The sequence below is a fragment of the Sphingomonas dokdonensis genome (genome assembly GCF_002197685.1).
Classification (GTDB): domain Bacteria; phylum Pseudomonadota; class Alphaproteobacteria; order Sphingomonadales; family Sphingomonadaceae; genus Sphingomonas; species Sphingomonas dokdonensis.
Genome location: NZ_NBBI01000002.1, coordinates 622,195 through 647,616, shown reverse-complemented (window position 1 = coordinate 647,616; position 25,422 = coordinate 622,195). Strand labels below are relative to the sequence as shown.

Annotated in this window: 26 protein-coding genes; 8 read left to right on the top strand and 18 right to left on the bottom strand. The window is 65.3% G+C overall.

Annotation, left to right across the window (positions count from 1 at the left end; translation table 11 throughout):
- Window positions 1-448 precede the first annotated feature (448 nt).
- The 4 genes from SPDO_RS07920 to SPDO_RS07905 all read left to right on the top strand — a co-directional run bounded on the left by SPDO_RS07920 (window position 449) and on the right by SPDO_RS07905 (window position 4,274).
- Window positions 449-1,327 carry a PAS domain-containing protein gene (locus SPDO_RS07920; protein WP_143559614.1) on the top strand — a complete coding sequence of 293 codons (879 nt, stop codon included), beginning with the start codon at window positions 449-451 and terminating at the stop codon, window positions 1,325-1,327.
- Between the two features lie 48 nt (window positions 1,328-1,375).
- The gene (locus SPDO_RS07915) at window positions 1,376-2,038 is read left to right on the top strand and encodes a DUF6975 family protein (RefSeq protein ID WP_425441936.1); all 663 of its coding nucleotides are present in this window, start codon (window positions 1,376-1,378) and stop codon (window positions 2,036-2,038) included.
- A gap of 84 nt (window positions 2,039-2,122) precedes the next feature.
- The gene (locus SPDO_RS07910) at window positions 2,123-2,977 is read left to right on the top strand and encodes an AAA family ATPase (protein ID WP_088366901.1); all 855 of its coding nucleotides are present in this window, start codon (window positions 2,123-2,125) and stop codon (window positions 2,975-2,977) included.
- A gap of 118 nt (window positions 2,978-3,095) precedes the next feature.
- Window positions 3,096-4,274, top strand: a complete 1,179-nt coding sequence (locus tag SPDO_RS07905) for an aspartyl protease family protein (RefSeq protein ID WP_245829282.1) — start codon at window positions 3,096-3,098, stop codon at window positions 4,272-4,274.
- Window positions 4,275-4,304: 30 nt separating this feature from the next.
- Here the strand turns inward: SPDO_RS07905 and SPDO_RS07900 are convergent, their stop codons facing one another.
- The 4 genes from SPDO_RS07900 to SPDO_RS07885 all read right to left on the bottom strand — a co-directional run bounded on the left by SPDO_RS07900 (window position 4,305) and on the right by SPDO_RS07885 (window position 9,819).
- Window positions 4,305-5,651 carry an HlyD family type I secretion periplasmic adaptor subunit gene (locus SPDO_RS07900; protein WP_143559612.1) on the bottom strand — a complete coding sequence of 449 codons (1,347 nt, stop codon included), beginning with the start codon at window positions 5,649-5,651 and terminating at the stop codon, window positions 4,305-4,307.
- A gap of 5 nt (window positions 5,652-5,656) precedes the next feature.
- Window positions 5,657-7,366 carry an ATP-binding cassette domain-containing protein gene (locus SPDO_RS07895; RefSeq protein ID WP_088366899.1) on the bottom strand — a complete coding sequence of 570 codons (1,710 nt, stop codon included), beginning with the start codon at window positions 7,364-7,366 and terminating at the stop codon, window positions 5,657-5,659.
- A 125-nt stretch (window positions 7,367-7,491) separates the two neighbouring features.
- A complete protein-coding gene (locus SPDO_RS17250) occupies window positions 7,492-8,010 on the bottom strand; it encodes a calcium-binding protein (protein ID WP_088366898.1) in 519 nt (172 codons plus the stop codon).
- 192 nt (window positions 8,011-8,202) lie between these two features.
- The gene (locus SPDO_RS07885; RefSeq protein ID WP_088366897.1) at window positions 8,203-9,819 is read right to left on the bottom strand and encodes a type I secretion system permease/ATPase; all 1,617 of its coding nucleotides are present in this window, start codon (window positions 9,817-9,819) and stop codon (window positions 8,203-8,205) included.
- A 358-nt stretch (window positions 9,820-10,177) separates the two neighbouring features.
- Between SPDO_RS07885 and welK the strand changes: the two genes are divergently transcribed.
- The gene (gene welK, locus SPDO_RS07880; RefSeq protein WP_088366896.1) at window positions 10,178-11,248 is read left to right on the top strand and encodes a beta-1,4-glucuronosyltransferase WelK; all 1,071 of its coding nucleotides are present in this window, start codon (window positions 10,178-10,180) and stop codon (window positions 11,246-11,248) included.
- A gap of 721 nt (window positions 11,249-11,969) precedes the next feature.
- On the opposite strand, the gene SPDO_RS07870 is transcribed toward welK, so the two are convergent.
- The 12 genes from SPDO_RS07870 to SPDO_RS07820 form a co-directional block, all read right to left on the bottom strand.
- Window positions 11,970-12,389: a hypothetical protein gene (locus SPDO_RS07870; protein ID WP_143559611.1), complete on the bottom strand. Its 420-nt coding sequence runs from the start codon at window positions 12,387-12,389 to the stop codon at window positions 11,970-11,972.
- 113 nt (window positions 12,390-12,502) lie between these two features.
- Window positions 12,503-13,036, bottom strand: coding sequence for a demethoxyubiquinone hydroxylase family protein (locus tag SPDO_RS07865; protein ID WP_088366893.1), 534 nt, complete (start codon window positions 13,034-13,036; stop codon window positions 12,503-12,505).
- On the bottom strand, window positions 13,033-13,515 hold the full coding sequence (locus SPDO_RS07860; protein WP_088366892.1) for a disulfide bond formation protein B: 483 nt from the start codon (window positions 13,513-13,515) through the stop codon (window positions 13,033-13,035). Before SPDO_RS07860 ends, SPDO_RS07865 begins: the two co-directional genes overlap by 4 nt.
- Window positions 13,512-14,861 (bottom strand): S41 family peptidase, encoded by a 1,350-nt coding sequence (locus SPDO_RS07855; protein ID WP_088367045.1) that lies wholly within the window; start codon window positions 14,859-14,861, stop codon window positions 13,512-13,514. Before SPDO_RS07855 ends, SPDO_RS07860 begins: the two co-directional genes overlap by 4 nt.
- Window positions 14,862-14,972: 111 nt before the next feature.
- Window positions 14,973-16,103 (bottom strand): murein hydrolase activator EnvC family protein, encoded by a 1,131-nt coding sequence (locus tag SPDO_RS07850; protein ID WP_245829278.1) that lies wholly within the window; start codon window positions 16,101-16,103, stop codon window positions 14,973-14,975.
- A 27-nt stretch (window positions 16,104-16,130) separates the two neighbouring features.
- Window positions 16,131-16,553, bottom strand: coding sequence for a 23S rRNA (pseudouridine(1915)-N(3))-methyltransferase RlmH (locus tag SPDO_RS07845; protein ID WP_088366890.1), 423 nt, complete (start codon window positions 16,551-16,553; stop codon window positions 16,131-16,133).
- Window position 16,554: 1 nt separating this feature from the next.
- Window positions 16,555-16,962: a ribosome silencing factor gene (gene rsfS, locus SPDO_RS07840; protein WP_088367044.1), complete on the bottom strand. Its 408-nt coding sequence runs from the start codon at window positions 16,960-16,962 to the stop codon at window positions 16,555-16,557.
- A gap of 2 nt (window positions 16,963-16,964) precedes the next feature.
- Window positions 16,965-17,600 (bottom strand): nicotinate-nucleotide adenylyltransferase, encoded by a 636-nt coding sequence (locus SPDO_RS07835; RefSeq protein ID WP_088366889.1) that lies wholly within the window; start codon window positions 17,598-17,600, stop codon window positions 16,965-16,967.
- A gap of 184 nt (window positions 17,601-17,784) precedes the next feature.
- The gene (locus tag SPDO_RS07830) at window positions 17,785-19,158 is read right to left on the bottom strand and encodes a glutamate--cysteine ligase (protein ID WP_088366888.1); all 1,374 of its coding nucleotides are present in this window, start codon (window positions 19,156-19,158) and stop codon (window positions 17,785-17,787) included.
- Between the two features lie 59 nt (window positions 19,159-19,217).
- On the bottom strand, window positions 19,218-19,952 hold the full coding sequence (locus SPDO_RS07825; protein ID WP_088366887.1) for a 16S rRNA (uracil(1498)-N(3))-methyltransferase: 735 nt from the start codon (window positions 19,950-19,952) through the stop codon (window positions 19,218-19,220).
- Window positions 19,949-20,125 (bottom strand): hypothetical protein, encoded by a 177-nt coding sequence (locus tag SPDO_RS16950; RefSeq protein ID WP_169716245.1) that lies wholly within the window; start codon window positions 20,123-20,125, stop codon window positions 19,949-19,951. The genes SPDO_RS07825 and SPDO_RS16950 overlap by 4 nt, the downstream gene beginning before the upstream one ends.
- Window positions 20,126-20,533, bottom strand: a complete 408-nt coding sequence (locus SPDO_RS07820; RefSeq protein WP_088367043.1) for a DUF2147 domain-containing protein — start codon at window positions 20,531-20,533, stop codon at window positions 20,126-20,128.
- Window positions 20,534-20,663: 130 nt separating this feature from the next.
- On the opposite strand from SPDO_RS07820, the gene ubiA reads away from it, so the two are divergent.
- The 3 genes from ubiA to SPDO_RS07805 all read left to right on the top strand — a co-directional run bounded on the left by ubiA (window position 20,664) and on the right by SPDO_RS07805 (window position 23,787).
- Window positions 20,664-21,578, top strand: coding sequence for a 4-hydroxybenzoate octaprenyltransferase (ubiA, locus tag SPDO_RS07815; protein WP_245829277.1), 915 nt, complete (start codon window positions 20,664-20,666; stop codon window positions 21,576-21,578).
- An 81-nt stretch (window positions 21,579-21,659) separates the two neighbouring features.
- Complete coding sequence (locus tag SPDO_RS07810) at window positions 21,660-23,006, top strand: TldD/PmbA family protein (protein WP_088366885.1); 1,347 nt, start codon at window positions 21,660-21,662, stop codon at window positions 23,004-23,006.
- Window positions 22,999-23,787, top strand: coding sequence for a 3'(2'),5'-bisphosphate nucleotidase CysQ (locus tag SPDO_RS07805; protein ID WP_088366884.1), 789 nt, complete (start codon window positions 22,999-23,001; stop codon window positions 23,785-23,787). Before SPDO_RS07810 ends, SPDO_RS07805 begins: the two co-directional genes overlap by 8 nt.
- Window positions 23,788-23,869: 82 nt before the next feature.
- Here the strand turns inward: SPDO_RS07805 and SPDO_RS07800 are convergent, their stop codons facing one another.
- The gene (locus SPDO_RS07800; RefSeq protein ID WP_088366883.1) at window positions 23,870-24,616 is read right to left on the bottom strand and encodes an HAD-IIB family hydrolase; all 747 of its coding nucleotides are present in this window, start codon (window positions 24,614-24,616) and stop codon (window positions 23,870-23,872) included.
- Entirely contained in the window at window positions 24,613-25,413 is an 801-nt protein-coding gene (locus SPDO_RS07795; RefSeq protein ID WP_245829275.1) for a Cof-type HAD-IIB family hydrolase, read from the bottom strand. Before SPDO_RS07795 ends, SPDO_RS07800 begins: the two co-directional genes overlap by 4 nt.
- Window positions 25,414-25,422: the final 9 nt, after the last annotated feature.

Sequence of the window (25,422 nt, the reverse complement as noted above, 5' to 3'; positions counted from 1 at the left end):
GCTGATCCGCCGCTCAAAGGCGTCTCACTAGCTCACAGAAGTAATGGCGCGGCGACGATGTCGGGGAATCGTCGCCGCGTCATCTGTCACCGTTTGCCGAGGTTGGAACCATCGATCCTCGAGCACGGACTGCGACGTTTCCGACACGGTCGAACGCCGTAATCAGCGCCCGCAAAGTGGCGGGTTCATCAAACGTCGTCGCTGACAGGGAGAGCCGGGGAAGGATTGCTCTCCTGTCCGGCATCTTGCGCTTGATTCTCTTACCATTAACGCAATAGCCGGATGACACGTAGTAACATCAAAAACATAAGTTAGTCATGCAGCGCGCTTTGATATTTGACCGACTATTCTGATCCAAAATGGCGGCTTTCTACCAATTAGACGCTCAGCTCATGCCAGAATGGCATAATCCACTTGCCGCACGACTTTTGCCGCTTACGCTGAGGCAATGGCGAAACATTCCTCGCAACCTGCTGGCGTCGAACAGCAGGTAACCGCGTCGGACCTCGTCCGACACTTTGGGATCTGGCAGGATCGTGCCAGTCGAGCACCCGTGTACATTCTTCATCGCGGCCGGCCACGCTTGGTGCTGACGTCGCTAGACGTGATGGATGCTTTGTGTGCTCCCCATGCGCAGCCGCCGACTGGCAGTCATTTGAAGACGCTGCTTGAAGCCATGTCGGACATGATCGTCCTGCTGGCACCCGATCAGGCGATAACGGGCGCGAGCCGCGGTGCCCGCGCGTATTTCGGTGACAGCGTTGACATTGGTGCTCCACTGGAGGGGCTGTGCGCGTCGGGCGACGAAACGCTGCAGACGGCTATTCTTCGCGTCAGCGGATCGGGTCTGGCCGAAACGATCGAGTGCCATTCGCCCCGCTTTCCCGAGCGCCTGCTCGCCTATCAGATCAGCAACGGGCCAAGCGGTTGCGTGCTGCAGATCCAGGATGCGACGGCGCTGGAAGAACTGCAGCATTGGCGTGACCGACACGAGGCGATCTTTCGCGCGGTCGAAGCGGCGGGCGGTGCTGCGGCCATCGTGAATCTGCGCGGTCGGATCGACTATGCATCGCCACAACTCTCCGCACTTACCGGCGCCAGTGTCGAGGCCCTCACAACCGCGCGCCTTGTTTCACTGGTAAACGTCACTGACCGCAGCAATCTGGGCGATGCATTCGAAGGCACGATCGATCGGCGGGCGCCGCAATCGATCGAGGCCGGGCTGCTGATCGGCGGCGCCGATCTTCAGCGCGTGCGGATCGGACTGGCCCCTCTGCTCAGCAGCGGCCACGTCGTGGGCGTGACGGTTATCATCAACGCCGCTTAGGCTTAACGGCCTGTTTACCGTACTATCCCTATTGCTGCTGCTCAATTTGTGGGGAAGGGTAACAAGGCGGTGCCATTTAGCGCATTAGCAACCGCAAAGCGCTGTGCCATTGATCTGATCGTTGATCAGGAAGGCACGCTCGCCTGTGATCATGCGGTGGGACTGTGCCTGCCTACCGCCAGCACGCGCGACCTTGCAGACGCGGTTCATGCGCTTTGCCACCTCCATGGCGCGGCACCAAGCCTGGTGACGCTTGCTGCCTCGCCGGATGCCGACAACGCGCTTGAACGAATGGCGGCCGCCTTCGATGCGGAGCGGGCGATGCTCGCCACCGTGACTGCCGCCGTTGGTCCGATACCCTCCACGCCGCGCCATGCACAGTCCGAAGCTGCCATCACGACGCAGCGTCACGCGCTGGCCACGCTGGCGCAATCGGCGCGAATGGGCTGCGCCGGTGGCGCTGCATTGGCACTCCTCCTCGATTGGCATGCCGTCCGCGCGGTTCTGACGGCAGCGGCCGCGCGCGCGAACATCGCCGTTCCTCCTTCACAGCTCCCATCTCGCACCACGATCCTTGCCGCGGCACAGGATATGGCCACCGATCCGTCGCGTTCACGGGCGCTTGCTTTTGGTGCGCAGCAGCTGGCGGTGCAGCACCATGGCCTGTGGCGCTTGCTCGCTGCCCGCGCAGAGGCGCGCTCCGCTCTTTAACAACAGTATACGGCCAAGCCGCTTGCACCTGCGGCAGAATTCGATCATCCCAAACCCGATATTCGAACGAGACGGGAAGAGGGCATGAAGCGTTTCGAAGGCACGCAAAGCTATGTCGCGACCGATGATCTGAAGGTCGCGGTCAACGCCGCCGTTATGCTGCGACGGCCGCTGTTGGTGAAGGGCGAGCCCGGCACCGGCAAAACCGTACTCGCTTATGAAATTGCCAAGGCGACCGGCGCGCCGCTGATCGAGTGGAACGTGAAATCCACCACCAAGGCGCAGCAGGGCCTGTACGAATATGATGCGGTGGCGCGGCTGCGCGATGGCCAGCTCGGCGACGAGCGGGTCCACGACATCTCGAACTATATTCGCAAGGGCAAGCTTTGGGAGGCGTTCACCGCGCCCCAACTTCCCGTCCTGCTGATCGACGAGATCGACAAGGCCGACATCGAATTCCCGAACGATCTCCTGCAGGAGCTCGATCGCATGGAATTCCATGTTTACGAGACGAAGGAAACCGTGCGCGCCGCAGAGCGCCCGATCGTGGTGATCACCTCCAACAACGAAAAGGAGCTCCCCGACGCCTTTCTGCGCCGCTGCTTCTTCCACTACATCAAGTTCCCGGATCGCGAGACGATGCAGGCGATCGTCGACGTGCATTTTCCCGGCATTCAGAAGATGCTCGTCAGCAAGGCGATGGACATCTTCTACGACGTGCGCGACGTGCCGGGACTGAAGAAGAAGCCGTCGACCAGCGAATTGCTCGACTGGCTCAAGCTGCTGCTGCACGAAGACATGCCGCTCGACGTGCTGCAGAACCGCGATCCGACGAAGGCAATCCCGCCGTTGCACGGTGCGCTGCTGAAGAATGAGCAGGACGTCATGCTCTTCGAACGCCTCGCCTTCATGGCCAAGCGTCAGGCGAACAAGGGCTGACGCTTCGCGCTGGTGATCGCCCGGATTCGTCCGGGTCCGATCACCGGCATTGCCCTTGATCGACTGAAGCCTTCGGACGTTCAGTTGGCGGTTAACTGTTGCGCGGCTATCCGGGCCTGTGCTCCTCACTCTGCTCCTCGCCGCCGCGCTTCCCACGCCAAATGCATCGCCGGCGATGCAGCCGCGCGGCACGTTCACCCTGTCGCCCGACGCTGAAACGCGGTGGATCCCTTTCGATCTGACGCCCGGCAATCAACTGCGCTTCTCGCTCGAAATCGACGGGCGCACGGCAAGCGCGATCCTCGACACCGGCGTCAGCTACTCCGTTCTTTCGCGCCGTTTCGCCGATCAGGCCGCACTCAAGGTAACAGCCGGCGGGAACGCGACAGCGATTGGAGGCATGGTGCCGATCGGCTGGACACCGACGCAACAGGTGCGCCTCGGCAGCGTCACCCGTGTAGGCGGCGGCCTGGCAGTGGCCGCGCTGCCCGCGCTGGCCACCGGCAGCGCCGAGCCGGTGGACCTGCTTGTCGGCCGGGATCTCACCGCGTCCTTTGCGCTGGATATCGATTTCGTCGCCCGGCGCTTTCGGCTGCTGCCCAGTGGCCGCATGCCGTTCCGCGGCTTCACTGCGCCGCTTTGGATTTCCCGTGATCGGCTAGTCTATGTCAGCGAACTGAGCCTCGGCGCCACCAGCCTGCGCCCGATGATCGTGGATACCGGTGACGGCTCTTCGGTTACCGTCACGGCCGAAGGCTGGACTGCGGCGAAGATCGATGGTGTACGCACCACCAGCACCATTTCGTTCGGCCTTGCCGGCACGGTGACGAGCACCATCGGGATCGTACCGGTTCTTCGCCTGGGCGAGCTTGCCGCGCGCCGCGTGGAGGTTCGCGTGGAGCCCGCCGGCGGCTTTTCCGAGACGATCCAGGCGGCAGGCAGGATCGGCACGGGCTTTCTTCAGAATTATCGCGTGCTGCTCGATCCCACCGCACGGCGCATGATCCTGGCGCCCGGCGCCAGCGCCGATCAACCACCGCTCCGTTCGACCAGCGGGCTCCTGGTCGGCATCGATCGCGACCGCCTGCGGGTGCTGCACGTCATGCGCAACGGGCCGGCCGCCCGCGCGGGCTGGTCGGCCGGCGAGACGATCTGCGCCATTGATGGTCAGCCAATCCCTAAGGATTACGCCACCAGCCCGCTCGCCACCTGGTCAGCCGATACGCCAGGACGTACCGTGCGATTGCGGCTGTGCGACGGCCCGGAGCGTCGGCTGGTGCTGCAGCAATTCTACTGAGCACCGCACCTTCGGCAGCCGCTAAAGCTGTTATTGCCGAAAGGCGCGGTTGAACTGGTCGATCAAAGGCTTGAGCAAATAACTGAGCATCGAGCGTCGCTGGGTCTGCATATAGGCCTCCACCGGCATGCCGACCTTTAGCTTTACTGCGCCGAGTTTGTGTACCTCCGCCTCCGGCACGCGCAGGCGGATGTCATAGAATGGCGCACCGGAACGCTCGTCGCTTTTGCGATCGGCGCCGATGTAGAACACGCTGCCGGTCAGCTCGGGCGTGGTCTGCGCATTGAACGCGGAAAAGCGCAAGGTTGCGGGCTGTCCGATGTGCAATTGATCGATGTCCGCAGGCGTCACCGCGACATTGACGATCAGCGGCTCGGAATCAGGCACGATCTCCATGATCGTCTGCGCCGACGGCACCACGCCACCGATCGTCTGATAGACCAGATTGTCGATCACCCCGGCGTAAGGTGCGCGCAGTAACGAGCGTTCGGACGCGTCGGTCGCCGCGATCGATCGCACGCGTTGATCGCCCAGTTGCGCCATCACGCCCGCCAATTCCTGCCCCGCCTGCACGCGGGCGTTGCGTTCCGCCTCGATCGCCATCTGCCGCAGTTCGGCGATTCTCGCGTTCTTCTCGGCAATGCGCGCCCGCAGTGCGTTGATCGTCCCGTTCAGTTCGGCCGCCGTCCGTTCCAGCTGGTTGACCCGCGCCACCGTCACCAATTGGCGGGCGTAGAGTCCGCGCAGCGCCTCCAGCTCCGGCGTGAGATAACGTCGCTGGTCCTCCGCCCCGGCGAGTTGCGCGTTGGTCGCTGCCACGTCCTGCTGCGCTTGGGAAACGCGCTCGCGAATGGCCCGCTGCTCGGTCGCCTGCAACGACTGCCGTGCCGCAAACAGACGGTCCGCTTCGGCCATCGCCAGCTTGGCAGTCGGCGCCGCGTTCGACGTGAGCGACGCCGGGTAGCGCACCGCCGCAGTCCCGTCGCGCTCGGCCGTCAGGCGCGCCTGTGCGGCCAGCAGTTGCTCCAGTGACTGGCCGAGCGAGGCCGCGCTATCGCCGCTCACCCGATTGTCGAAGCGCATGACCGGGTCACCCTTGCCAACCCGGTCGCCATCCCGCACGAAGATCTGAGCGATCACCCCGCCGCTCGGATGTGCCACACGCTTCACGCTTGATTCCACCGACAGGCGCCCGCTGCCGATCACGGCGCCGGTCACCTGGATCACCGACGCCATAAGTGCGATGGCCGCGATCAGTGCCGCCACCAGCAGTGCCGACTGCCGCAGGCTACGATCCAGCGCGTGCTGCGGATCGTGCAGCGGCCCGCTGTCGACCACGGCGGGCATGGACAGGTTGAGCGCAAGGTCACTCGCCATGATCGTCACTCCACCATCGGCGCAACGGCAGGCGTATCACGCGGGTCGGCACAGACCGATACCTCCGCCAGCCTTTCGGCCTCGCGTCGTTGCCGTTCAGTGAGGCGCGCGCGCACGTCTTCCTTGAGCCCGTAATCCACCATGCCGCCTTTGCGCATGACCAGCACGCGGTCGGCGCTGTCGATCACCGAGGCGGTGTCGCCCACCACGATTGTCACCGCACCACGCGCGCGCAAACCTGCCAGGCACCGGCGTAGCGCGACATGGCCGTCGCTGTCCTGAAAGCTTCCCGGATTGTCGAGCAGCACCAGAAAGGGTTCGCCGAACAGCGCGCGCGCCCAGGCGATCCGCTGCTGTACTGACAGCGCCGGTGCGGGCTGATCGGGATCGCCGAGCATCGTGTCATATCCCGATGGCAGGCGGACGATTGCATCGTGCGCACCCGCCGCCGCCGCGGCGCGGGTGATCGCGTCCGGATCGGCAGGTGCCGCAAAATCGGCGATGTTCTGTGCCACCGTGCCCGGCATCAGGCTGGGCAATTGGGACGAATAGCCGATATGTCGATGCCGCGCGGTCTCACCCCACTGGCTCAACGCCGCACCGTCGAGCCGCACAGCGCCGGTCGCGTGAGGCGCCTGGCCCGTCAAAACCTTCAGCAGCATCGACTTACCAGCATCAGCCGGCCCGATCACCGCCACCAACTCTCCGGCAGATGCGGCAAAGCTAATATCCTGAAGCGTCAGACGGCGCGTGCCAGGAACCGGCACCGAGATGCCGCTTACCTCCAGATCGCGCGTGGGCGGCGGCAGCGCCACCACCATTTCACTTTTCGGCTGCTCTTGTAGCGGACCGCGTAGCTGCCCCCATTCGCGATACGCCCCGGCAAGGGTTTCGCTCGCGCCCGCAATCTGGCGGAGCGGATGGAAGACCAGAACGGTCAACAGCACGCCGGCAGCAAGTGCGCCATGGCTCGCCGCATCCCGCGCCATCATCCATGTGCCACCCGCCACGACGCCGATCGTGCAAGATCCGGCCAGCAGCGAGACGGCCCATTTCACGCGCTCGGCCTGCCGACCGACCGCCATTTCCGCATACGCCGCCATCAGCCGCCGCCCCCGCACCACCTCGGTCGCTCGCGCTGTCAGGCCCAGCAGAGCAAATTGATCACGTTCGGTGCTCAGCACGAAGTCCGCCACGTCGCGTACCTGCTTTGCCTCGTTCGCGCCAACGGCGGATTTGCTCGCCTGCATGCCGCCGAGCAACACGGCCACCGCGATCGATGCGCCGGCAAGCGGAATGACAGCCAGCCAGCCAAGCACCACCGCCAGCACAGCGATCAGCACAATGCTCGATAGCGCATCCACTACCGCCGACACGTGGCCGCGCAGGAAAGCGGATCGTAGCAAATCCTGCCGCGCTGCTCGATCTGCGCCCGCGCGATCGCAACAGGCGGCAAGGGCGGTGAGGATGCGCTGTCGCTTGGCCAGCAGCAAGGTGTGGAACAGGACAAGACCGGCAGCCAGCGCCAGCAGTCCGACGATCGTTTCCGCGCTTCGGCCCGGCAGCGCGGTGTCGAGCAGCAGGAGCAAGGTGAGGCAATAGCCGATCGTCACGATCCACAGCGCTGGCGCGAGAAGCGCCAAGGCGCGAACCGCCGATCGCAGCGCCACCTGCACATCGGCGTTCCCGCTCGCTTTCTCTGCTGATCCGGGCATCACCGGCGCACCATGCGTTATCCTCTGGGTGTCGACGCACACCTGCGAAAAAGGCGCGTTGAGACAAGGAAGAGGGACGCCGCACGAATGCGACGCCCCTCTCGCCGGGGGACCTCAAGCCAAGGTCAAGAGAGCGTCAGCTCACTCACAAAGGCATCATAGCCGCCGGTGATGCGGATCGTCTGCGTCGCACCCGCACCATTGTCGAAGCTGATGATCAGCAGGTTGCTGGTCGGATTGCCGGTGAAGGAAATCCGGCCGCCCGACGCTTCGTAGGCGGCAGCAAGCCCTTCATAGGTCGAGATGATCGCCGAATCGCCTGATGCGAAGCCGTTCAGCCCCGGCGCATCGGTGCCGAACAGGCCGTTATACTGGCCGAATACCAGCGTATCGCCGTCGCCGAAATTCAGATCATAGATGGCGTCCGTGTCCGATGCGCCGTCGATCTGGTTGCCGAAGAAGCGGAATTGGTCGGCACCCGCGCCGCCATAGAGCTTGTCGTCGCCCGCTCCACCGACAAGGATATCATCACCCTTGCCGCCACGAAGAATGTCGTTCCCGCCGCCACCGACCAGCTGTGAGTCGTTGCCCGTCGCGCGCAGATCGTCGTCGGTCGTGTTCTTGCCTGAGATATAGTCGACCAAAGTGCCCTCCTGAACCCTGTATGGGAGCGATGTGCCGCTCGAAGACACGGCCTCTCCCGAGTCTCTGGAAGGCGTTATGCCGCTATGAAGCATCACGCGCAGCGAGAGACTAGACGAAAACGGATCAACTATTTTGTGAATTACTTCAGTTGCTATTCAAGTCATTAAGTGACCAACTAATATTTCGCCCTATCAACTATGTTCCGGCAGCAACGCTTGGCGAGGACCATAGGAAATGGCCCGCCCGCCGCGTACGGCAAGTACGTTATCGACGGCCACCAGCACCGACGGCCGATGCGCCACCAGGACAACAATGCCGCCTCTTGCCTTTACGCCCTGGATCGCCTCGATCAGCGCCGCTTCGCCGGTCGTGTCCAGGTTCGCATTGGGCTCGTCCAAGAGGATCAAGAAGGGATTGCCGTAAAGCGCGCGGGCCAGTGCGATCCGCTGTCGCTGCCCGCCGGATAGCCGCCGCCCGTCGATTCCCACGTCGGTATTGTACCCGTCCGGCAGTTCCCGGATCATCGCCGCCACACCCGCCTCTTCTGCGGCGGCAATGATCCGCTCCGGCGTGGTTTCCGGATCGAAGCGCGCAATGTTTTCGGCGACCGTCCCGGGCAACAGCTCGACATTCTGCGGCAGGTATCCGATGTCGCGCCCCAAGGCCGCGCGCGACCATTGCGCCATGGTGGCACCATCGAGCCGCACGTCGCCGCTGGTCGCCGGCAGGCTGCCGGCAAGCCCGCGCAGCAGCGTTGATTTGCCAGAGCCGCTCGGCCCGAGAATCGCGACCGCTTCGCCAGCATAGGCCAGGAACGTAATACCGCGCACCACCGGCTCAGGGCTTCCCGGTGGCGCAAGCGTCAGCCCCTCAGCGGCCAGGGAATGGCGCGGCGACGGCAGCAGCTGCTCGGGGCGACGGTCTGCCTCGAACGTCGTGATTTCGCCAAGCCGGCGCCAACTCTGGCGCGCGGCAACGAAGCTTCGCCAATTGGCAATGGACGCCTCGATCGGTGCCAGCGCGCGGGAGGAAAGGATCGAGCTGGCGAAGATCACGCCCCCGCTGGCCTTGCCGCTTAGTACCAGCAGCGCGCCGACGGTCAGCACGCCCGATTGCAGGAACAGGCGAAAGATGCGCCCCGCCGTGGTCAACCGGCTGGCCTTTGCGCTCAGCCTCACCTGCGCCTGGCGATAGGCGCCGTTGGCAGCACGCCAGATCGCCTCCAACTGTCCCTGCATGCCCATGGCATGGATCGCCTCGGCATGGCGGCGACTCGTGTCGATCGCCTGCTGGCGCTCCCGGTTCAGCTGCATCAGGTCGGCCATTGCCGCCTGCGTCGCCCGCTCGGTCAGCACCGTCAGTGCGATCAGCACGATCGCGCCCGCCAGCACGGTGAAGCCGAGCCACGGATGCAACAGGAACAGGATGGCGACGAAGAAGAAAACCCACGGCAGGTCAACAAGCGCGGTCGGCCCCGCCCCGGCCAGAAAACCACGCACCTGGTCGATGTCGCGGATCGGCTGCCCCGCATCGCGCGCGGGATAGAGCCGTGCCAGCGTCAGCACCAATTCGTGCGCCTTGGTCTCGAACTGCACGTCGATGTTGCTCGAAAGATGCGTGAGCAATTGCCCGCGAACGGCATCAAGCATGCCCTGAAAAACATAGGCGACGATCACCATCAGCAGCAGCCCGACCAGCGTCGGAATGCTGCGCCCTGGGATCACGAAATCATAGACCAGCATCATGTACAGCGAGCCGGCGAGCAGCAGCACGTTCAGGCACGCGCTGACGATGCCCACCCCCAGCATCGCGCGCCGAAGCAGCGGCTTGATTGGCGAAAGCGCCGCGTTGTTGTCGGGGCGTTCCCCGCTATGCCTGGTGATCGTCGGGCTCCCGCAGCCATGGTGTGATCGGCATCGGTCACACCGCTCGTGGCGTCGAACAAAGAAACCAAATGCGCGACCGAGCAAGCCGCCATCCGCTGAACACCGCCATTATGGACACGTCTGCGCACGCCTAATCTTAAATGAAGCGTAAACCGGCGGACAGGTTGGTCGCCGGTGAAGTCATCCTACCCGCGCGATACTTCAGGGGAGCGGGAATATCGTGCCAAGGTCGCGCGCAGCCTTTGATGCATTATCTTCGTTTGGCGCGCAGAAGCGTGTTTTGTTTGGACGAACACGCGGCAGACCACTCAGGCTCGCCCTCTGCGCGTCGGGCGGTGGTCATGTCCGCCAGGTGCTGGATCTCGAAAGCGTCTGGCGCGGTCATGACTTCTTTTTCGTGACCGAGGATCTCGCGCTTGGTCGCTCGATCGCACAAAAGCATGCCACGTCATTCGTCGCGCATTACGCCCTTGGCCAGGCAAGACTTGGTGCTCCACTACGGATGTTGTTCGCCGCGATCCGCAATCTGTGGCAATCCTTCCTGATCATCATGCGACAGCGTCCGGATGTGGTGCTCACGACCGGCGCGGGCTCCATGTTCTTCGTGCTTTTCTTTGCACGCCTCTCGGGTGCGCGCATTGTGCTGATCGACAGCTTCGCGCGATTTCGTGCGCCGTCGGCCTTTGCGCGCATCGCCGGCCCGCTGGCGCATGTGCGCGTCTCCCAATCCGCCGCCTCCGCCGACCTATGGGGCGCGACGGAGACCTTTGATCCGCTCCGGATGCTTGATGGCCAGCGCCCTGCCAAGGAACCGCTGGTGTTCGCGACGGTCGGCGCGACGCTGCCGTTCGATCGCCTCGTTCGCATGGTGGAAGATGCCAAGCGCCAGGGCTTGTTGCCGGAACGGGTGATCCTGCAGGTCGGCGAGACCACCTACATGCCCGGTGCGGTGGATGAGGTGCACGCCTCTTTGCCCTTCGATGCCGTTCAGGACATCCTGCGCCGTGCCGATATCGTCATCTGCCATGGCGGCACCGGATCGTTGATCACGGCTTTGCAGAATGGATGCCGGGTTATCGCCGTCCCGCGCCTGTTTGCGCTCGGCGAACATTATGATGATCACCAGCTTGAGGTGACCTCCGCCTTTGCGGAGCGCGGCCTGCTCGCAGTGGTCGATCAGCAGCAGGATTTCGCCACCGCGCTGGCAAAGGTCCGGGCGCAGGATCCCGTCATGGCGACGACCGAACCAGCGGCGCTTCGGCGCTATCTCGCCGCACTCCTGACGCGCTGGTCGAGACCGACCGGAGGCTACGCGCCCGCGCTCACGCCCGAGGCGCAGCGGGGGTCGTAAGCACGTCCAGCACGACTCCGGTCGCCCGCCATAAAGCGCGGCCCGCAGCAATCGAATCCGTGCCGATCCCCTTGAAGCGGCCTTGCACAAGGCGGCTCGCACCAAATGCCGCGACCGCCATCGGCAACATGCATGCAGCGCCAACCACGACGACCGGCACCGTCACCAGCGCCGACAAAGGCCGCGGTGGCTGACGATCTGCACCATTATGAGTAAGTTCGGTGCGAGAGAGGCGAGCGTTCTGTTCCATCACGCGCATGAACTGATCCAATGCTATCGACCGCGCAACATGATCTTGACAATACACCCTCAGATCGCGGGATAATTACCTAGATTAACAGTTTAGAAACGAATGTCTTTTCCGCGGTTCAGCGCATATAGCTAATCGATTCAGACGGCCAAGCCGCGGGCACCTCACACCAGGATTACCTGCCCACCTCCGGCCGTTGCTCACGACTATTTGCGCCGGACAGGTCAGGCCGGCTCAGCATGGCGAGCAGCAGGAACGCAACGCCTGTCGACTTGCCCGACATCAGACAAGAGACGCATGTACATGGCATCATGGCTGTGAACGCGCGGTACGTTACGATTGTATTCGGAGCAAAACAGCAACACGCCCGGTCTCGTCACTGCTACCGGCTCAGGCACGCAAAAGACTAAACGCGCGATCGTGTGTGGTAACACAGGCGATCGGCCAAGCCTCAGCAGCAGCCACAAGCCCTCAATACGGGCTCAGGTCCGGCGTTGCATCCTCGCCGCGCGCCTGCGCCTCGCGCTTTGCGCGGCGGGCATTCTGCACGAAACAGCCGGTGGCGCCCCCTGCGCCCACCGTGCTGCAGGAGCCAATCCCCACGGCGCCAACATCCTGGTTGCCCTTTTCCCGGGCCGCCCAACTTTCGTTCTCGGGCGTAACCTCCAGCGTCCGCACTTCCTTGGGGATACGAAACTGCTCTTCCGCGCCGCGCCGCTGACAGACGACGATCTCTTCGCCGTTGCCGTTCGTCGGGCAGCGTTCATTGCCGTAAAGGACCAGCACGCCGTTCACCGGCGCATTGCGGGAAGTTTCGGTGGAGACCGTCTGGCGGCGCGTGCGCGGCGCACCCGGCAGCGCCACCGGCTTGGACGGCGGCGGCAGGATCACGACCTTTGATGGCGAAACGCCCGGCTGCTCGGCCTCTTGTGCCGAAAGCGGGCTCGTTACGGCAAGCATCGCAACCAACACCGGCCTGCTCATACGCATGCCCCTGCCTCCTCTCAAATCCGCTTCGCCGCGGCGATCGCAACGCGGCAGCCCAGCCCGATCACTGCGGAAAGCAGCGGGTAAGCCGGCGCATTTTCAGCGCCGCTCGCCAGTGCCGTGTCGCGATGCTCCAGCTCCTCGGCCTGGAACTCGGCGATCGCTTCGCGCAGCTCGGGTTCTTCATTGCCCAGCTCGACCAGCTGGTCGGCATAATGCTTGTCGATCTCGGTCTCGACCGCAGCCGTGCAGGCCATCGCCGCCTCAGGACCGATCGTGGCAGTGACGGCGCCGAGCGCGTAGCCGGCCATGTCCCAGAATGGCTGCAACAAGGTGGGGCGCACACCGCGCTCGACGATCAGCTTGTCGAAGAACTGGCGGTGCCGCTCTTCCTGCAACGCCATGCCGGCAATCTCGCGCGCCAAGGGGGAACGATGCCCCATGATTGCCAGCTGGCCCGCATAGATCCGCGTTGCGCCATATTCACCCGCCTGATCGACACGGATCATCGCCTTTGTATCGCGTCTGCGATCGCCCGGTTTCCAGTTCATCGCGCTCTTCCGATCAGCCACAGGATCACTGCCGCGCCGCCCAGCGACAGGATCGCGTTATACCCAGCCAGAGAAACGCCCAGCAGCGTCCATTGTGCCGCGTCGCAGCGGATCACGGGCGCAGCCAGCAGCCGGCGCAGCATTTCGTCGGTCGAGACGCCCTCTCCCGTCGCCATGGTGGAACAGGCGGTGATCCCCTCCCACCAATGATATTCCACCCCGGCGTGGAACACGCCGATCAGCCCGGAAACCGCGATCAGCGCGGCAGCGACGACGATCATCGTCACCTTGCTTGATCGGCCCGGCACGATGAAGGCGAACGCCGCCACCAGCACCGCGGCATAATGCGGCCAGCGCTGCCAGTGACACATTTCGCACGGCACAAGGCCGCCGATCAGTTGCGAACCCCAGGCACCGGCGAGGAGAAGGAGCGGAAGAAGCAGCGCGATGAGGCGCGCACGCGATTGAGCTAAACTCACTTGGCGGCCAGATCTTTCTTCATGGAAGCCGTCACCGCCGCGACCTGCGCCGGTCCGCCAACGCGCGCCACCGTCTTCAGCGCATACCAGAGCTGGAAGTCCTCAATGCCTTCCTTCTTCAGTGTGTCGGCCGAGGTGGTGAAGCGCGGATCGTCCTTCGTGTCTTCCTCAAGAATCTTGTCGTCGGCCTTCACCTCGTTGATCAGGTGGCGGCGCAGATCGGCCTCGCGGAACACCGGCCGGCTCTTGTAATCGGGATCGCTGATCTGCGGCACGGCGATATCAGGCTCGATCCCGCCCTCCTGCACCGACCGGCCGGACGGCGTGTAATAACGTGCGGTGGTGAGGCGCAGCGCCGTGGTGGGGCCAAGCTGCAACAGCGTCTGCACCGATCCCTTGCCAAAGGTGCGCTCACCCATGACTAGCCCGCGGTGATGATCCTGCAGGGCGCCGGCGACGATCTCGGAGGCGGAGGCTGTGCCGCTGTCGGTCAGCACGACGATCGGCAGCCCGTGCGCCATGTCGCCAGGCTTGGCGTAGTACCGCTCCACATCGCCCTTCTCGCGCCCGCGCTGCGAAACGACCTCGCCGCCTTCCAGGAACACGTCGGCTACCTCGATCGCCTGCGTCAGCAGACCGCCGCCATTGGAGCGCAGGTCGACCACATAGCCCAGTGGGCGATGACCGAGCGACTTCTCAATCGCGACCATCGCTGCGCGCGTGTCGGCGCCGGTCGTCTCGGAGAAGGTGTTGATGTTGACGTAGCCGACATCGCCCTTCACCTCCCATTTCACCGGACGCTGCACGATCAGCTCGCGCACCAGCGTCAGCTCGATCGGCTTGTCCCGGCCCGGCCGCACCAGGGTGATGTTCAGCTTCGATCCCGGCTTGCCGCGCATCTGCGCCACCGCCTCGTCCAGCGTGCCGCCGTAGATCAGCTTGCCATTGATGTGGGTAATATAGTCGCCGGTCTTCACCCCGGCACGCCAGGCGGGCGAATCCTCCTGCGGCGCGATCACCTTCACCGCGCCATCCTCCAGCGACACGGTAAGGCCAAGGCCGCCGTAATTGCCCTCCGTCTGGATGCGCAGATTCTCGAAGTCGCCGGCATCGACATAGCCCGAATGCGGATCGAGCGCGGCAAGCATGCCGTCGATCGCGCCCTTGATCAGCTGTTCGTCGGTGACCTTGTCGACATAGTCCGCCTTGACGCGATTATACACGTCCATGAAGCGCTCCATCTCGCGATAGGCGCCCGTATCCACGGCGGCCATCGCGCCCGTGGTTAGCGGCGCCAGCGCAAGCGTGGCGACCAGGGCAGTGGCGGAGAGCAGCGGAAACTTCATGTAGGTCACGTCCTCGGGCGAACCGGATGGATCACCTGTAGCGGCTTTCGCATGCCCGATCAAAGCGTGTGGCAGGTGAACAGGGGCTGAGCGCCGGCAGACCTAATCGGATCACCCGATCATCGCGGTAAGGTCGACCGGCCGGCCTTGCCGCCGCAACTCCACGGTGATCCGCGGCACACCCGCTTCCAGTGGCGCGCGGCCGAGCGGATCGCCGGCGGATACCTGCGCGCCGCGCGCCACTGCCGTGGCTCCCAAGCCAGTGACGAGGGTGTTCCAGCCATTGCCGTGATCGACGATGACGATGCTGCCGTAATCGCGAAAAGGGCGCGAGAGCAGCACCTGCCCCGCCGCGGGCGCGCGCACGATCGCCCCACGTGCGACGGCAAAGGTCAGCCCACGCGATCGCACCCCGTTGTCGGACAGCTCACCAAATCCCGTCACCAGCCGCCCAGCGATCGGCAGCTGGTACGGCGCATCGCGCGTAACAGGTGCGACGATCGCGCGCGGCGGGCCGGGCAGCGCGGCCAGCTCTTCCAGCGTCGCCTGCGTCTCGCCGAAGGCGCTCATGCGATCCACGATGTCCCGCGCCTCCTCGCCCAACGCGATCGCGCGATCGGATTGCGCCAGCGCATCGCGGTTCAGCTGAACGGCGGCGCTCGCATGTTTGGCGCGAACCGCTGCCAGCGCCTGCCGCTCCGCCACCAGCAGGCGACGGCTCTGCTCCAGCCCTGACACCGCCTCGGCGGCCGCGGCTCGCAGCCGCCGCGACTGGGTGAGCGCCGCGCGCAGATCCGCAGTGTCGCGCCGGATCGTCGGCAAGGTACTGCCCAGAACGGCGCGCACATGCACAAGGTCGGTCACCGAACCCGGCTGCACGATCGCCGCCGCGACGGGCCGGCGCGCCAGGGAGGATAAGGCCGCCACCAGCTTGGCTACCGGTCGCTGCCGCTCTCCAAGCGCGGCCCGCTGACGCGCCAGCAATCCTTCGGTAATCGCGACCTGCGCCTGCGCCGCTGTCACGTTCGCTGCCGCGCGATCGATGCGTGCGGCCACGGCCGCTTCCTCCGCCCGCGCCTTGGCCACGGCGCCACGCTCCCGCGCGGCCTGCCGCGCCAGATCGGCCGCGCGCGCATTGGCCTGCACGGCTTCGGCGCGCGCGAGCTTCAGCCTTTCGCGCTCGACTGCCAACGGATCGGGCGCGGTCGCGCTGGCGAGCAGCAGCGCCGCGCCCGTCAGCATCACTGTCCACCCCGCCCGCATCGCGGATCAGCCTTCGCGATGATAGGGGTGATTGGCAAGGATGGAGGTGGCACGAAACAATTGCTCGGCCAGCATCGCGCGCGCCAGCATGTGCGGCCAGGTCGCACGGCCGAAGGAGAGCAACAGGTCGGCCCCTTCCCGCTCGGCATCGCCAAAGCCATCCGCCGCGCCGATCATGAAGCGCGCCTCGCGCACGCCATCGTCGCGCCAGCGCTCCATGATCTTCGCGAACTCGACCGAGGACAGCACCTTGCCCGTTTCGTCCAGCACCACCCGGCGCGTAGCCGGCACCACATCGGGCAGCTTGCCGCCGCGATCGGGCAGTTCGGTCACGCGGGTCGGCCAGCTGATCCGCTTCAGATAGCGGTCGACCAGCTCGGCCTCGGGCGATCGCCCGATCCGCCCGCGCGCCACGATATGCAGGATCAGATCAGGCGTTCCCGGGTGCCGGCGGCGTAACGCCGGGCACAGGCGCGTCGCCGAACGACCACATCCGCTCCAGATTGTAGAAGGAGCGGACCTCGGGGCGGAACAGGTGGACGATCACGTCGCCCGCATCGATCAGCACCCAATCGGCCGTGGGCAGGCCCTCGATCCGCGGGGAGCGGCCGGTTTCGCCCTTGATCTTCTCCGCCAGCTTCTGCGCCATGGAGGCGACCTGACGGGTCGAACGGCCGCTCGCGATCACCATGTGATCGGCGATCGACGATTTTCCCGCAAGCGGGATCGAGATGGTATCGGCGGCCTGGTCATCGTCCAGGCTGTCGAGGACAAGCTTATGCAATGCCGCGACGCTGTCTGCGTCGGAGGATCGATAGGCGTTGGCGGAAGCGGGCAAGTTCACTCCTGGGTGAAAGGTTTGGCTGCTGATATGGGATGCGCATAGCGTTGATGCCAGGCAGGATCTGCGGCGCGCAGCTGCGTCGCGGATGTCGGGTCAGGGCGGAAACGCAGCAGCACCAGGGCTGGCACACTCCACTCGGTCCAGTTCTTCGCCTGGCGTGCGGGCCTCTGGAAGCGCCGCAGCCAACCCATCGCGGGTGCCGCGCGGGCAGCACCATCATAGCCTGGCCGCGCGATCACCGCAATCGGAACCGTGCGTGCGATCCGCCGCCAGTCGCGCCAGCGGTCGAATTGCTGGAGATTGTCCGCCCCCATCACCCAGACAAAGCGGTGGCGAGGATAGCGGCGGACGAGCGCGGCGAGCGTATCAACCGTGTAGCGCGTGCCAAGCCGCCTCTCGATGTCGGTCGGCCGAATGCGCGCGGCACGTCCCACCCGTCGGGCGGAGGCAAGCCGCGCAGCAAGCGGCGCCATGCCGGCGGCGGGCTTCAGCGGATTTCCCGGCGACACCAGCCACCACATCTCGTCCAGGTCCAGCGCCTTGATCGCCGCCAGGCTGATCCCGCGATGCCCGCTGTGCGCCGGATTGAAGGAGCCGCCGAGCAGGCCAATACGATGCGGACGCCGGCTCATGGGCGGTCCCCTCGCCACGCCCCGTCATCCCGGACTTGATCCGGGATCCAACCCTCCGCTGGCACTGCCACTCGCCCCTGCTGCCCCACCGCTCCGGGCAAAATGGATCCCGGATCAAGTCCGAGATGACGCTGGAGGTTTGGCCACGTTCCACCAGGTCTTGGCGCATAGCGCGCAAAAGACCTCAGAAGCTCTGCTCCGCATAGACGCGCGATACGTCGCCGCCCCAGGCGCCATGATAGCGATCGAGCAACTGCTCCGCCGGCACCTTGCCCAGCCGCACGATCTCACGCAGCGGATCGAGGAAGCCCGTTTCGTTGTCGCCCGCACTGTTCGTCCGCCCGCGTGCGGCAAGCCCAGCATTGGCGATATCCAGCACCTCGCCGGCAATGTCGCGCAAGTTGCCGCGCCCCGGCACCGGCGCGTCCAGCCCCACCTTCGGCACGGCATCACGCAGCGCCTGGCGCTCGTCGAGCGTCCAATGCTTCACCAGATCCCACGCAGCGTCCAGCGCGTCCTGATCGTACAACAAACCGACCCAAAAGGCCGGCAGCGCGCAGATCCGGTTCCACGGCCCGCCATCGGCGCCGCGCATCTCCAAAAACGTCTTGAGCCGTACCTCAGGGAAAGCGGTCGACAGATGATCATTCCAATCGTCCAGCGTCGGCTTCTCACCGGGCAGGACAGACAGCTCGCCCTTCAGAAAATCGCGAAACGACAGGCCGGCGGCATCGATATACTGGCCTTCGCGATACACGAAGTACATCGGCACATCGAGCATGTACTCGGCGTAGCGGTCATAGCCAAAGCCATCCTCGAACACGAACGGCAGCATGCCGGTGCGCGCGGCGTCCGTGTCCGACCAGATGTGGCTGCGATAGCTGAGATAGCCGTTCGGCTTGCCTTCGGTGAACGGCGAATTGGCAAACAGCGCCGTCGCCAGCGGCTGAAGCGCAAGCCCGACCCGGAATTTCTGCGCCATGTCGGCTTCGCTGGCATAATCCAGGTTCACCTGGATCGTGCAGGTACGCAGCATCATGTCGAGCCCCATTGTGCCGACGCGCGGCATGTGGCGCAACATGATGCCATAGCGTCCCTTGGGCATGATCGGCAGTTCGTCGCGCGCCTTGTCCGGCCACATGCCGAGCCCGAGGAAACCGATCCCCAGCTTCTCGCCCGCCGCCTTCACCTGATCCAGATGACGGCCAGTCTCGGCGCAGGTCTGGTGCAGATTGTCGAGCGGCGCGCCCGACAGCTCGAACTGCCCCGCCGGCTCCAGGCTGACCGACCCATCGGCGCCGGTCAGCGCGATGAGGTTGCCACCCTCCTCCACCGGCTTCCAGCCATGCTGCTCCAGTTCCATCAGCAGCGCACGGATGCCGCCGGGTTCACCCCAGCTCGGCGCATGATGATCGTCGCGGGCGTAAACGAACTTCTCGTGTTCGGTGCCGATCCGCCACCGCTCCTTGGGCTTCTCGCCGCGCGCGAAACTGGCGATTAGCTGGTCACGCGACTCGATCACGGGCGAGTTGCTGTCTGAAACGGTTTTGGTCGTCATGGCGCGCCCTTAATGGGGGATTGCGGGCGGTGCTAGATGCTCCCGCCGCTTGGGATGCGTCACCAGTCGCCGACGCTTGCCATCCAGATCGCCACGGCGGCCGCCGCCGCGGTGTCGGCACGCAGGATACGCGGGCCCAGGCTGATGCCGACCGCCTGCGGCAAGGCCCGAATCGCCGCGCGCTCCTCATCATCGAAGCCACCTTCCGGCCCGATCAGGATTGCCGCTGGCCCGGCCTTCATCGCGTCACGCGCCGGCGCCCCGCCCATCTCGTCGGCGAAGTACAAAGCGCGCTCCGCCGACCAGTCGCGAAGCAGCGCCGGCAGCTTCATCGGCTCGGCGACCGCCGGTAGCGCGGTTCGCCCGCACTGCTCCGCCGCCTCGATCATATGCGCGCGCAGCCGCTCCACCTTCGGTCGATCCACCACCGTGCGATGGGTGATGACGGGCAAGAGGCGCGCGACGCCAAGCTCGCACGCCTTTTCCGCCATCCAGTCGACCCGCCCCTTCTTCAATGGCGCCGCGACCAGCCACAGGTCGGGCACCGCCTCGCGCGGGGCGAGCTGCTCGGTCACGTCCAGCGTCACGTCGCGCTTGCCCGCCGCCGCCACAATCGCCAGCCATTCGCCCGTCACGTCATCGAACAGGCGCACCGGATCGCCCGCCTTCACGCGCATCACGCCGGCAAGGTAATGCGCCTGCGGCCCGTCGATGCGCAGCGGCCCGAGGTTGAGGGTCGTTTCCACGAACAAACGCGGCGTAGAACGGGGCGGCCAGGCGGGGGTAGCGATCATGCGCGCGGCGTCTTACGCCCGCCGCGCGCGATCAGCCAGCGTGCGGTGAGAAACAGGATCAGCCCCGTCACCGCGATCAGCAGCACGATGCCCGTTACCACGCCCGCGACGCGGAGGATGGCGTAGAATAGCGCCTCCACGAAGCGGCCGATGGCGACGGACAGATGGATCATTCAGCGCACGCGTCGCCACGTCTGCGACTTGCAGCCGAAATTGGCGAACAGGCAGCCGGTACCGACAATCGTATCGCGACCAGTCTGCTCGATCGTACCGTCAAAGGTCTGGCCGATATCGGGCACATAGACCTGACCGTACCACAAGCCGTCTTCTCCCTCGCGGAAATCGCGAAACAGCTGCGTGCCAACCAGCCGATCGGTGCCGCCGGCTGCGGCATCTGCCTTCGCCTTGTCGCTCGCCTGGATCACCGTGCCGCACAGGCCGCGGCCGCAGCGCGCCACCTTGATGCGCACGCTGTCCGCGGCATTTCTCCACGTGCCTTCCCACGGGTTCGCGCGCTGGGCGCTGGCGGGCGCCGCGGCAAGGAACAACGCTGCGGCGGCAGAGATACGCGATACTGACATGGCCTGGCCGACCTCCACTGGCGTGACATGCCGCCTGCTCGCCACCGGTGTAGCGGAAAACAGGCGTTCTTTGCGCGATATAGGAAAGCGCTGTGGCGAAACCACGGCAGCATGGTTTAGGCGGTCGGGCGTGACATCCGCACCAGACATCACCCCTGACAGCCAGCACCGCGGCCTCGTTGCCGCACTGCCGGCCAGTGTTCGCCCCTTTGCGCTGCTTGCCCGTTTCGATCGCCCGATCGGCTGGTGGCTGTTGTTCTGGCCCGGCGCTTGGGCGGTGGCGCTGGCTGGCGGGGCAATCTCACGCTGGACGCTGATCGCCTGGTTGCTGATCGGCAGCATCGCCATGCGCGGTGCGGGATGCGTCTATAACGACATTGTCGACCGCGATCTCGACGCCAGCGTCGCGCGCACCCGCTCGCGCCCGATCGCCTCCGGCGCGGTATCGCTGAAGGCGGCCTGGGTCTGGCTGCTCGTGCTCTGTCTCATCGGCCTCCTCGTCCTGGTGCAGTTGCGCCTCGACACCGCGCTGCTCGCACTCGCCAGCCTTGCGCTGGTCGCCGCCTATCCTTTCATGAAGCGGATCACCTGGTGGCCGCAGGCGTGGCTCGGCCTGGTCTTTTCCTGGGCGGCGCTGGTCGGCTGGCTTGAGGCGTGGGGCAGCCTCACCGCCACTGGCCTCCTGCTCTACGCCGGATCGATCTTCTGGGTCATCGGATACGACACGATCTACGCCTTGCAGGATCGCGAGGACGATGCGCTGATCGGCGTGCGCTCTTCCGCGTTGCGCATGGGCCGCCACGTGCGCGGCGGCACCGGCATCTGCTACGCCCTAGCGCTGCTGCTCTGGGCCGCGGCCTTCTGGCTCCATCGCCCCGATCCTTTGGTCTGGCTCGCGCTGCTGCCGCTGGCGCTTCATCTGCTCTGGCAGGTGGCCACCTTGCGCCCCGATGACGGCGCCGGCGCGCTCACCCGATTTCGCGCGAACCGTTTCGCCGGCCTGCTCATGTTTCTCGCCTGTCTGGTGGTCGGCACGTCGCTTTGACGCGATCTGGCCGCCAGGCATCGGTTCGTGGCCGAACCGTGCACACTAGCGCCCGACGCATACCGCTCCTAAGTCGTTTTGATGCTGACCCCGACCCAGGCGCAGGAGCGCGCCGCCGACATTGTTGCCCGCGCCAGAAAAGCCGGAGTCGATGCCGCCGACGCCGTGTTCGCCGCCGACGCCTCGTCCGAAATCTCCGTCCGCTTGGGCAAGCTGGAGGATGTCGGCCGCTCCGAAAGCGAGGATCTGGGCCTGCGCGTCTTCATCGGTCAGCGCTCCGCCAGCGTCTCCACCTCCGACCTTTCCAGCGACGCGCTGGACGCGCTGGTAGAGCGCGCGGTGGCAATGGCGCGCGAGGCGCCGGAGGATAAATGGGCCGGCCTAGCGCCCGAGGATCGCCTGATGCACGGCGCCCCGCCCCTGCTCGATCTCGATGACGGCGCGGAAGTTTCGCCGACCGAGCTGCGCGAGGCAGCGCTCGCGGCCGAAGAAGCCGCGCGTGCAGTGCCGGGCGTCACTAACAGCGAAGGCGGCGGCGCCAGCGCAGCGCGCAGCGTGTGGGCGCTCGCCACCAGCCACGGCTTTTCCGGCGCTTATGCCACCACCGGCTACGGCCTGTCGGCCAGCGTGATCGCCGGTGAGGGCAGCGGCATGCAGCGCGATTACGGGTTCCACTCCGCCCGGCATCGCAGCCGGCTCGACTCGCCCGAAGCGGTTGGCACGCTCGCCGGTGAGCGGGCTGTAGCGCGACTGAGCCCCGGCCGGGTCGAAAGCGCGGCGCTGCCGGTGGTCTTCGATCCGCGCGTCGGCGCCGGGCTGCTGGGACACCTCACAGGCGCGATTTCCGGCCAGGCGATTACGCGTCGAACCTCGTTCCTGCTCGAGTCACTCGGCAGCGCGGTGTTCGCGCCCGGCATCACCATCTCGGACGATCCGCACCGCCCACATGGTCTGCGCTCGCGCCCGTTCGATGGCGAGGGACTGCCAGTGTCGCCGCACGCGATCGTGGAGGATGGCGTGCTGCAAACCTGGCTGCTCGACAGCGCCTCCGCCCGGCAGCTCGGCATGTCACCCACCGGCCATGCAGCGCGCGGCGTCGGTGGTGCGCCCGGCGTCACGACCAGCAACTTCTACATGCATCCCGGCCTGATACCGGTTGAGACGCTGATCGGCGACATCACGCGAGGCGTGTACGTGACCGAGCTGATCGGCCAGGGCGTGAACGGCGTGACAGGCGATTACAGCCGGGGCGCCGCTGGCTTCCTGATCGAAAATGGCGAAATCACCCGCCCGATCGCCGAGTTCACCATTGCCGGCAATCTCAAGGAGATGTTCGCCAATCTTACACCAGCGAATGATCTGGCGTTCCGCTATGGCACCAACGTGCCCACTATGCGGATCGACGGGATGACCGTGGCCGGTGGATGACCTTGCGAGCGCGATCGCGAGGATTACGCGCGAGGCGGGGCAACTCGCGCTGGCGCGCTTTCACACAGACTTTGCCCGATGGGAAAAGTCGTCCGGCAGCCCGGTGTGCGAGGTCGATCTCGCGGTCGATGCACTGCTGCGCCAGCGCCTGTTTGCGCTCCTGCCCGACGTCGGGTGGCTGTCGGAGGAGACCGCCGACAATTCCGACCGCCTGGCGCGGCGCCGCATCTGGGTCGTCGATCCGATCGACGGTACGCGCGACTATATCCGTGGACGTCCGGGCTGGGCCGTGTCGGTCGCGTTGGTGGAAGACGGTAAGCCGGTAGTCGGTGTCTTGGATGCACCGGTGCGCCAAGAGTTCTGGCAGGCGTCTGCCGGCGGCGGCGCGACGCTCGACGGGCGGAAATTGCTCGCCAGTCAGCGGGATACCTTCGCCGGTTCCCGTGTGCCCACGGACGCTCTGCCCAAGGCCGACCGGGATCTGGCTATGGTGGAGAAGCCGAATTCAATCGCACTACGCATGGCGATGGTGGCGGACGACCGTGCCGACCTGGTCGCCACGCTGCGCTGGGGCAACGAATGGGACATCGCCGCCGCCGCGCTGATCGCGATCGAAGCCGGCGGCGCGGTCACCGACGCGCTTGGCGCAGAGTTGGCGTTCAACAAACCCGATCCTCGCGCCTTTGGCGTGATTACCAGCAGCCGGGGCATTCATCAGGCTGCGCTGGATCGCCTTTCGGTGCGGGCGCAATCGGTGATGGCGCCGAGCAGCGGCAGTTAAGCACTGCACCGGTCAAACAACGGCTCAGCGACTACCGAACATCAAACCGGTTGAATGCCGGCGCAGGGCCGGCATCCTCAATTTACTTCTGGCAGGCAACCACCGTTGCGATGACGCCGAGCGTATCCTGCGGATCACGCACCCGCACCGTGTCCAGGCCGAGCTCCTTGGCCGGATAATCGTTGCCGCCCGGAAAGATCGCGTCGCCGACAAACATCATCGCGTCGAGCGGAATGCCACTTTCGTCGCGCAGACGCTTGAGGCCGTACGCCTTGTCCACACCCTCCTGCGTGATGTCGATCGAAGTCGCGCCGCCCATATTGATCGACAGCCCCGGCAGCCGCTTCTTCAGATCGGCCTGGATCACCTTGCGCTTGGCGAAATCCGGATCCCACACTTCCTTGGCGTGGATCGGCGCTTCCTGCCCCAGAGCGGAGAAGGTAATCTGACTGCCACGATCCTCAATCCGCTCGCCCCAAGTCTGCTCGGGGACGAAGCCGGTCGACTTCAGCGACTCGTCAAACGCCGTCAGGATCTTCTGCTTCTGTTCATCGGAGAACAGTTCGGCATAAACGGTGCCCCATTTGCTGTCGCGATAGGTGTACAGCTTGGTACCCGTGGTCGGCATCAGCCACAGCTTTGAACGGTCGGCCCGTTCCGGCAAGCGGCTCGCAACCTGCTTGTCGAACTGCGGCCAATCTCCGCCCGAAATCACCGCGACATGCGCGACGGTCAGCAGATCAGCGAGCGCTTCCCCCATGTCTTCCTTGATCGCCTGCTTGCTCTCCGCCAGCGTGCCATCGAGATCAAACGCCACCAATTGCTTCACTTCACTCTCCCCAAGATGAACGTGTCGATCGCATGCGCCACGCCGTCGGCATCGTTGCCCAGCGTCACTTCTGCCGCATGCGCCTTAACCTCGTCAGTCGCATTACCCATTGCGATCGCTCGGCCAGCGCGCTCGAACATTGCGATATCGTTCGCCTGATCGCCAAGCACGACCGTCTGGCCAAGCGGCACGCCAAACGCCTCCGCGAGCCGGGTGATCCCGTTGCCCTTGTTTGCCGTCGTTGCGGTAATATCGAGATAATAGGTCTGCGATTTGACGATTGTGGCCGCACCATCGTACGCCGCGACAATCCTGTTGCGGAGAGCATCAAGCACGCCTTCGTCGTCGCAGACAAAGGTGATCTTGTCGGCGCGGTCGAGCAGGTTGTCGAAGTTCCCGCAAAGCACCGGCTCCTGGTTGGAGGCCAGCCGCTCGCTCGGGACATGCGGCCCGGTATCCGATGTCGCAAACCATCGGTCGTCAGCGAACACCCAGATGTCGACCGGCTCGCCCTTTGCAAGACACGTCGCCCCGCGCGCTACATCCTCGTCCACGACGTCACGCGACAGCACCTCGCCATCTGCGCGACAGATCAGCCCGCCGTTGAAGGCTCCGATCGGCACATCCAACGACAGCCTCTCCGCGAGCGGTGCCAAGCCCGAAAACGGCCGCGCGCTGATCATGGTGAAGCTGATCCCGGCCTCGCGCAGGCGCTGAACGGCCGCGATCGTCGCTGCCGTCAGATCCTTATTCTGGTCGACCAGCGTTCCGTCGACATCGCTGATGACGAGCGTCACAGACGCACG

What these genes read in the sequence shown, in the direction of transcription:
- SPDO_RS07865 (WP_088366893.1), bottom strand. Translation starts at nt 13,036, where the DNA reads ATGAACTGGAAACCGGGCGATCGCAGACGCGATACAAAGGCGATGATC.
- SPDO_RS07910 (WP_088366901.1), top strand. Translation starts at nt 2,123, where the DNA reads ATGAAGCGTTTCGAAGGCACGCAAAGCTATGTCGCGACCGATGATCTG.
- SPDO_RS07810 (WP_088366885.1), top strand. Translation starts at nt 21,660, where the DNA reads ATGCTGACCCCGACCCAGGCGCAGGAGCGCGCCGCCGACATTGTTGCC.
- SPDO_RS07920 (WP_143559614.1), top strand. Translation starts at nt 449, where the DNA reads ATGGCGAAACATTCCTCGCAACCTGCTGGCGTCGAACAGCAGGTAACC.
- SPDO_RS16950 (WP_169716245.1), bottom strand. Translation starts at nt 20,125, where the DNA reads ATGATCCATCTGTCCGTCGCCATCGGCCGCTTCGTGGAGGCGCTATTC.
- SPDO_RS07825 (WP_088366887.1), bottom strand. Translation starts at nt 19,952, where the DNA reads ATGATCGCTACCCCCGCCTGGCCGCCCCGTTCTACGCCGCGTTTGTTC.
- SPDO_RS07830 (WP_088366888.1), bottom strand. Translation starts at nt 19,158, where the DNA reads ATGACGACCAAAACCGTTTCAGACAGCAACTCGCCCGTGATCGAGTCG.
- SPDO_RS07900 (WP_143559612.1), bottom strand. Translation starts at nt 5,651, where the DNA reads ATGGCGAGTGACCTTGCGCTCAACCTGTCCATGCCCGCCGTGGTCGAC.
- SPDO_RS07895 (WP_088366899.1), bottom strand. Translation starts at nt 7,366, where the DNA reads ATGCCCGGATCAGCAGAGAAAGCGAGCGGGAACGCCGATGTGCAGGTG.
- SPDO_RS07835 (WP_088366889.1), bottom strand. Translation starts at nt 17,600, where the DNA reads ATGAGCCGGCGTCCGCATCGTATTGGCCTGCTCGGCGGCTCCTTCAAT.
- SPDO_RS07850 (WP_245829278.1), bottom strand. Translation starts at nt 16,103, where the DNA reads ATGCTGACGGGCGCGGCGCTGCTGCTCGCCAGCGCGACCGCGCCCGAT.
- SPDO_RS07885 (WP_088366897.1), bottom strand. Translation starts at nt 9,819, where the DNA reads ATGCTGGGGGTGGGCATCGTCAGCGCGTGCCTGAACGTGCTGCTGCTC.
- SPDO_RS07820 (WP_088367043.1), bottom strand. Translation starts at nt 20,533, where the DNA reads ATGTCAGTATCGCGTATCTCTGCCGCCGCAGCGTTGTTCCTTGCCGCG.
- SPDO_RS07855 (WP_088367045.1), bottom strand. Translation starts at nt 14,861, where the DNA reads ATGAAGTTTCCGCTGCTCTCCGCCACTGCCCTGGTCGCCACGCTTGCG.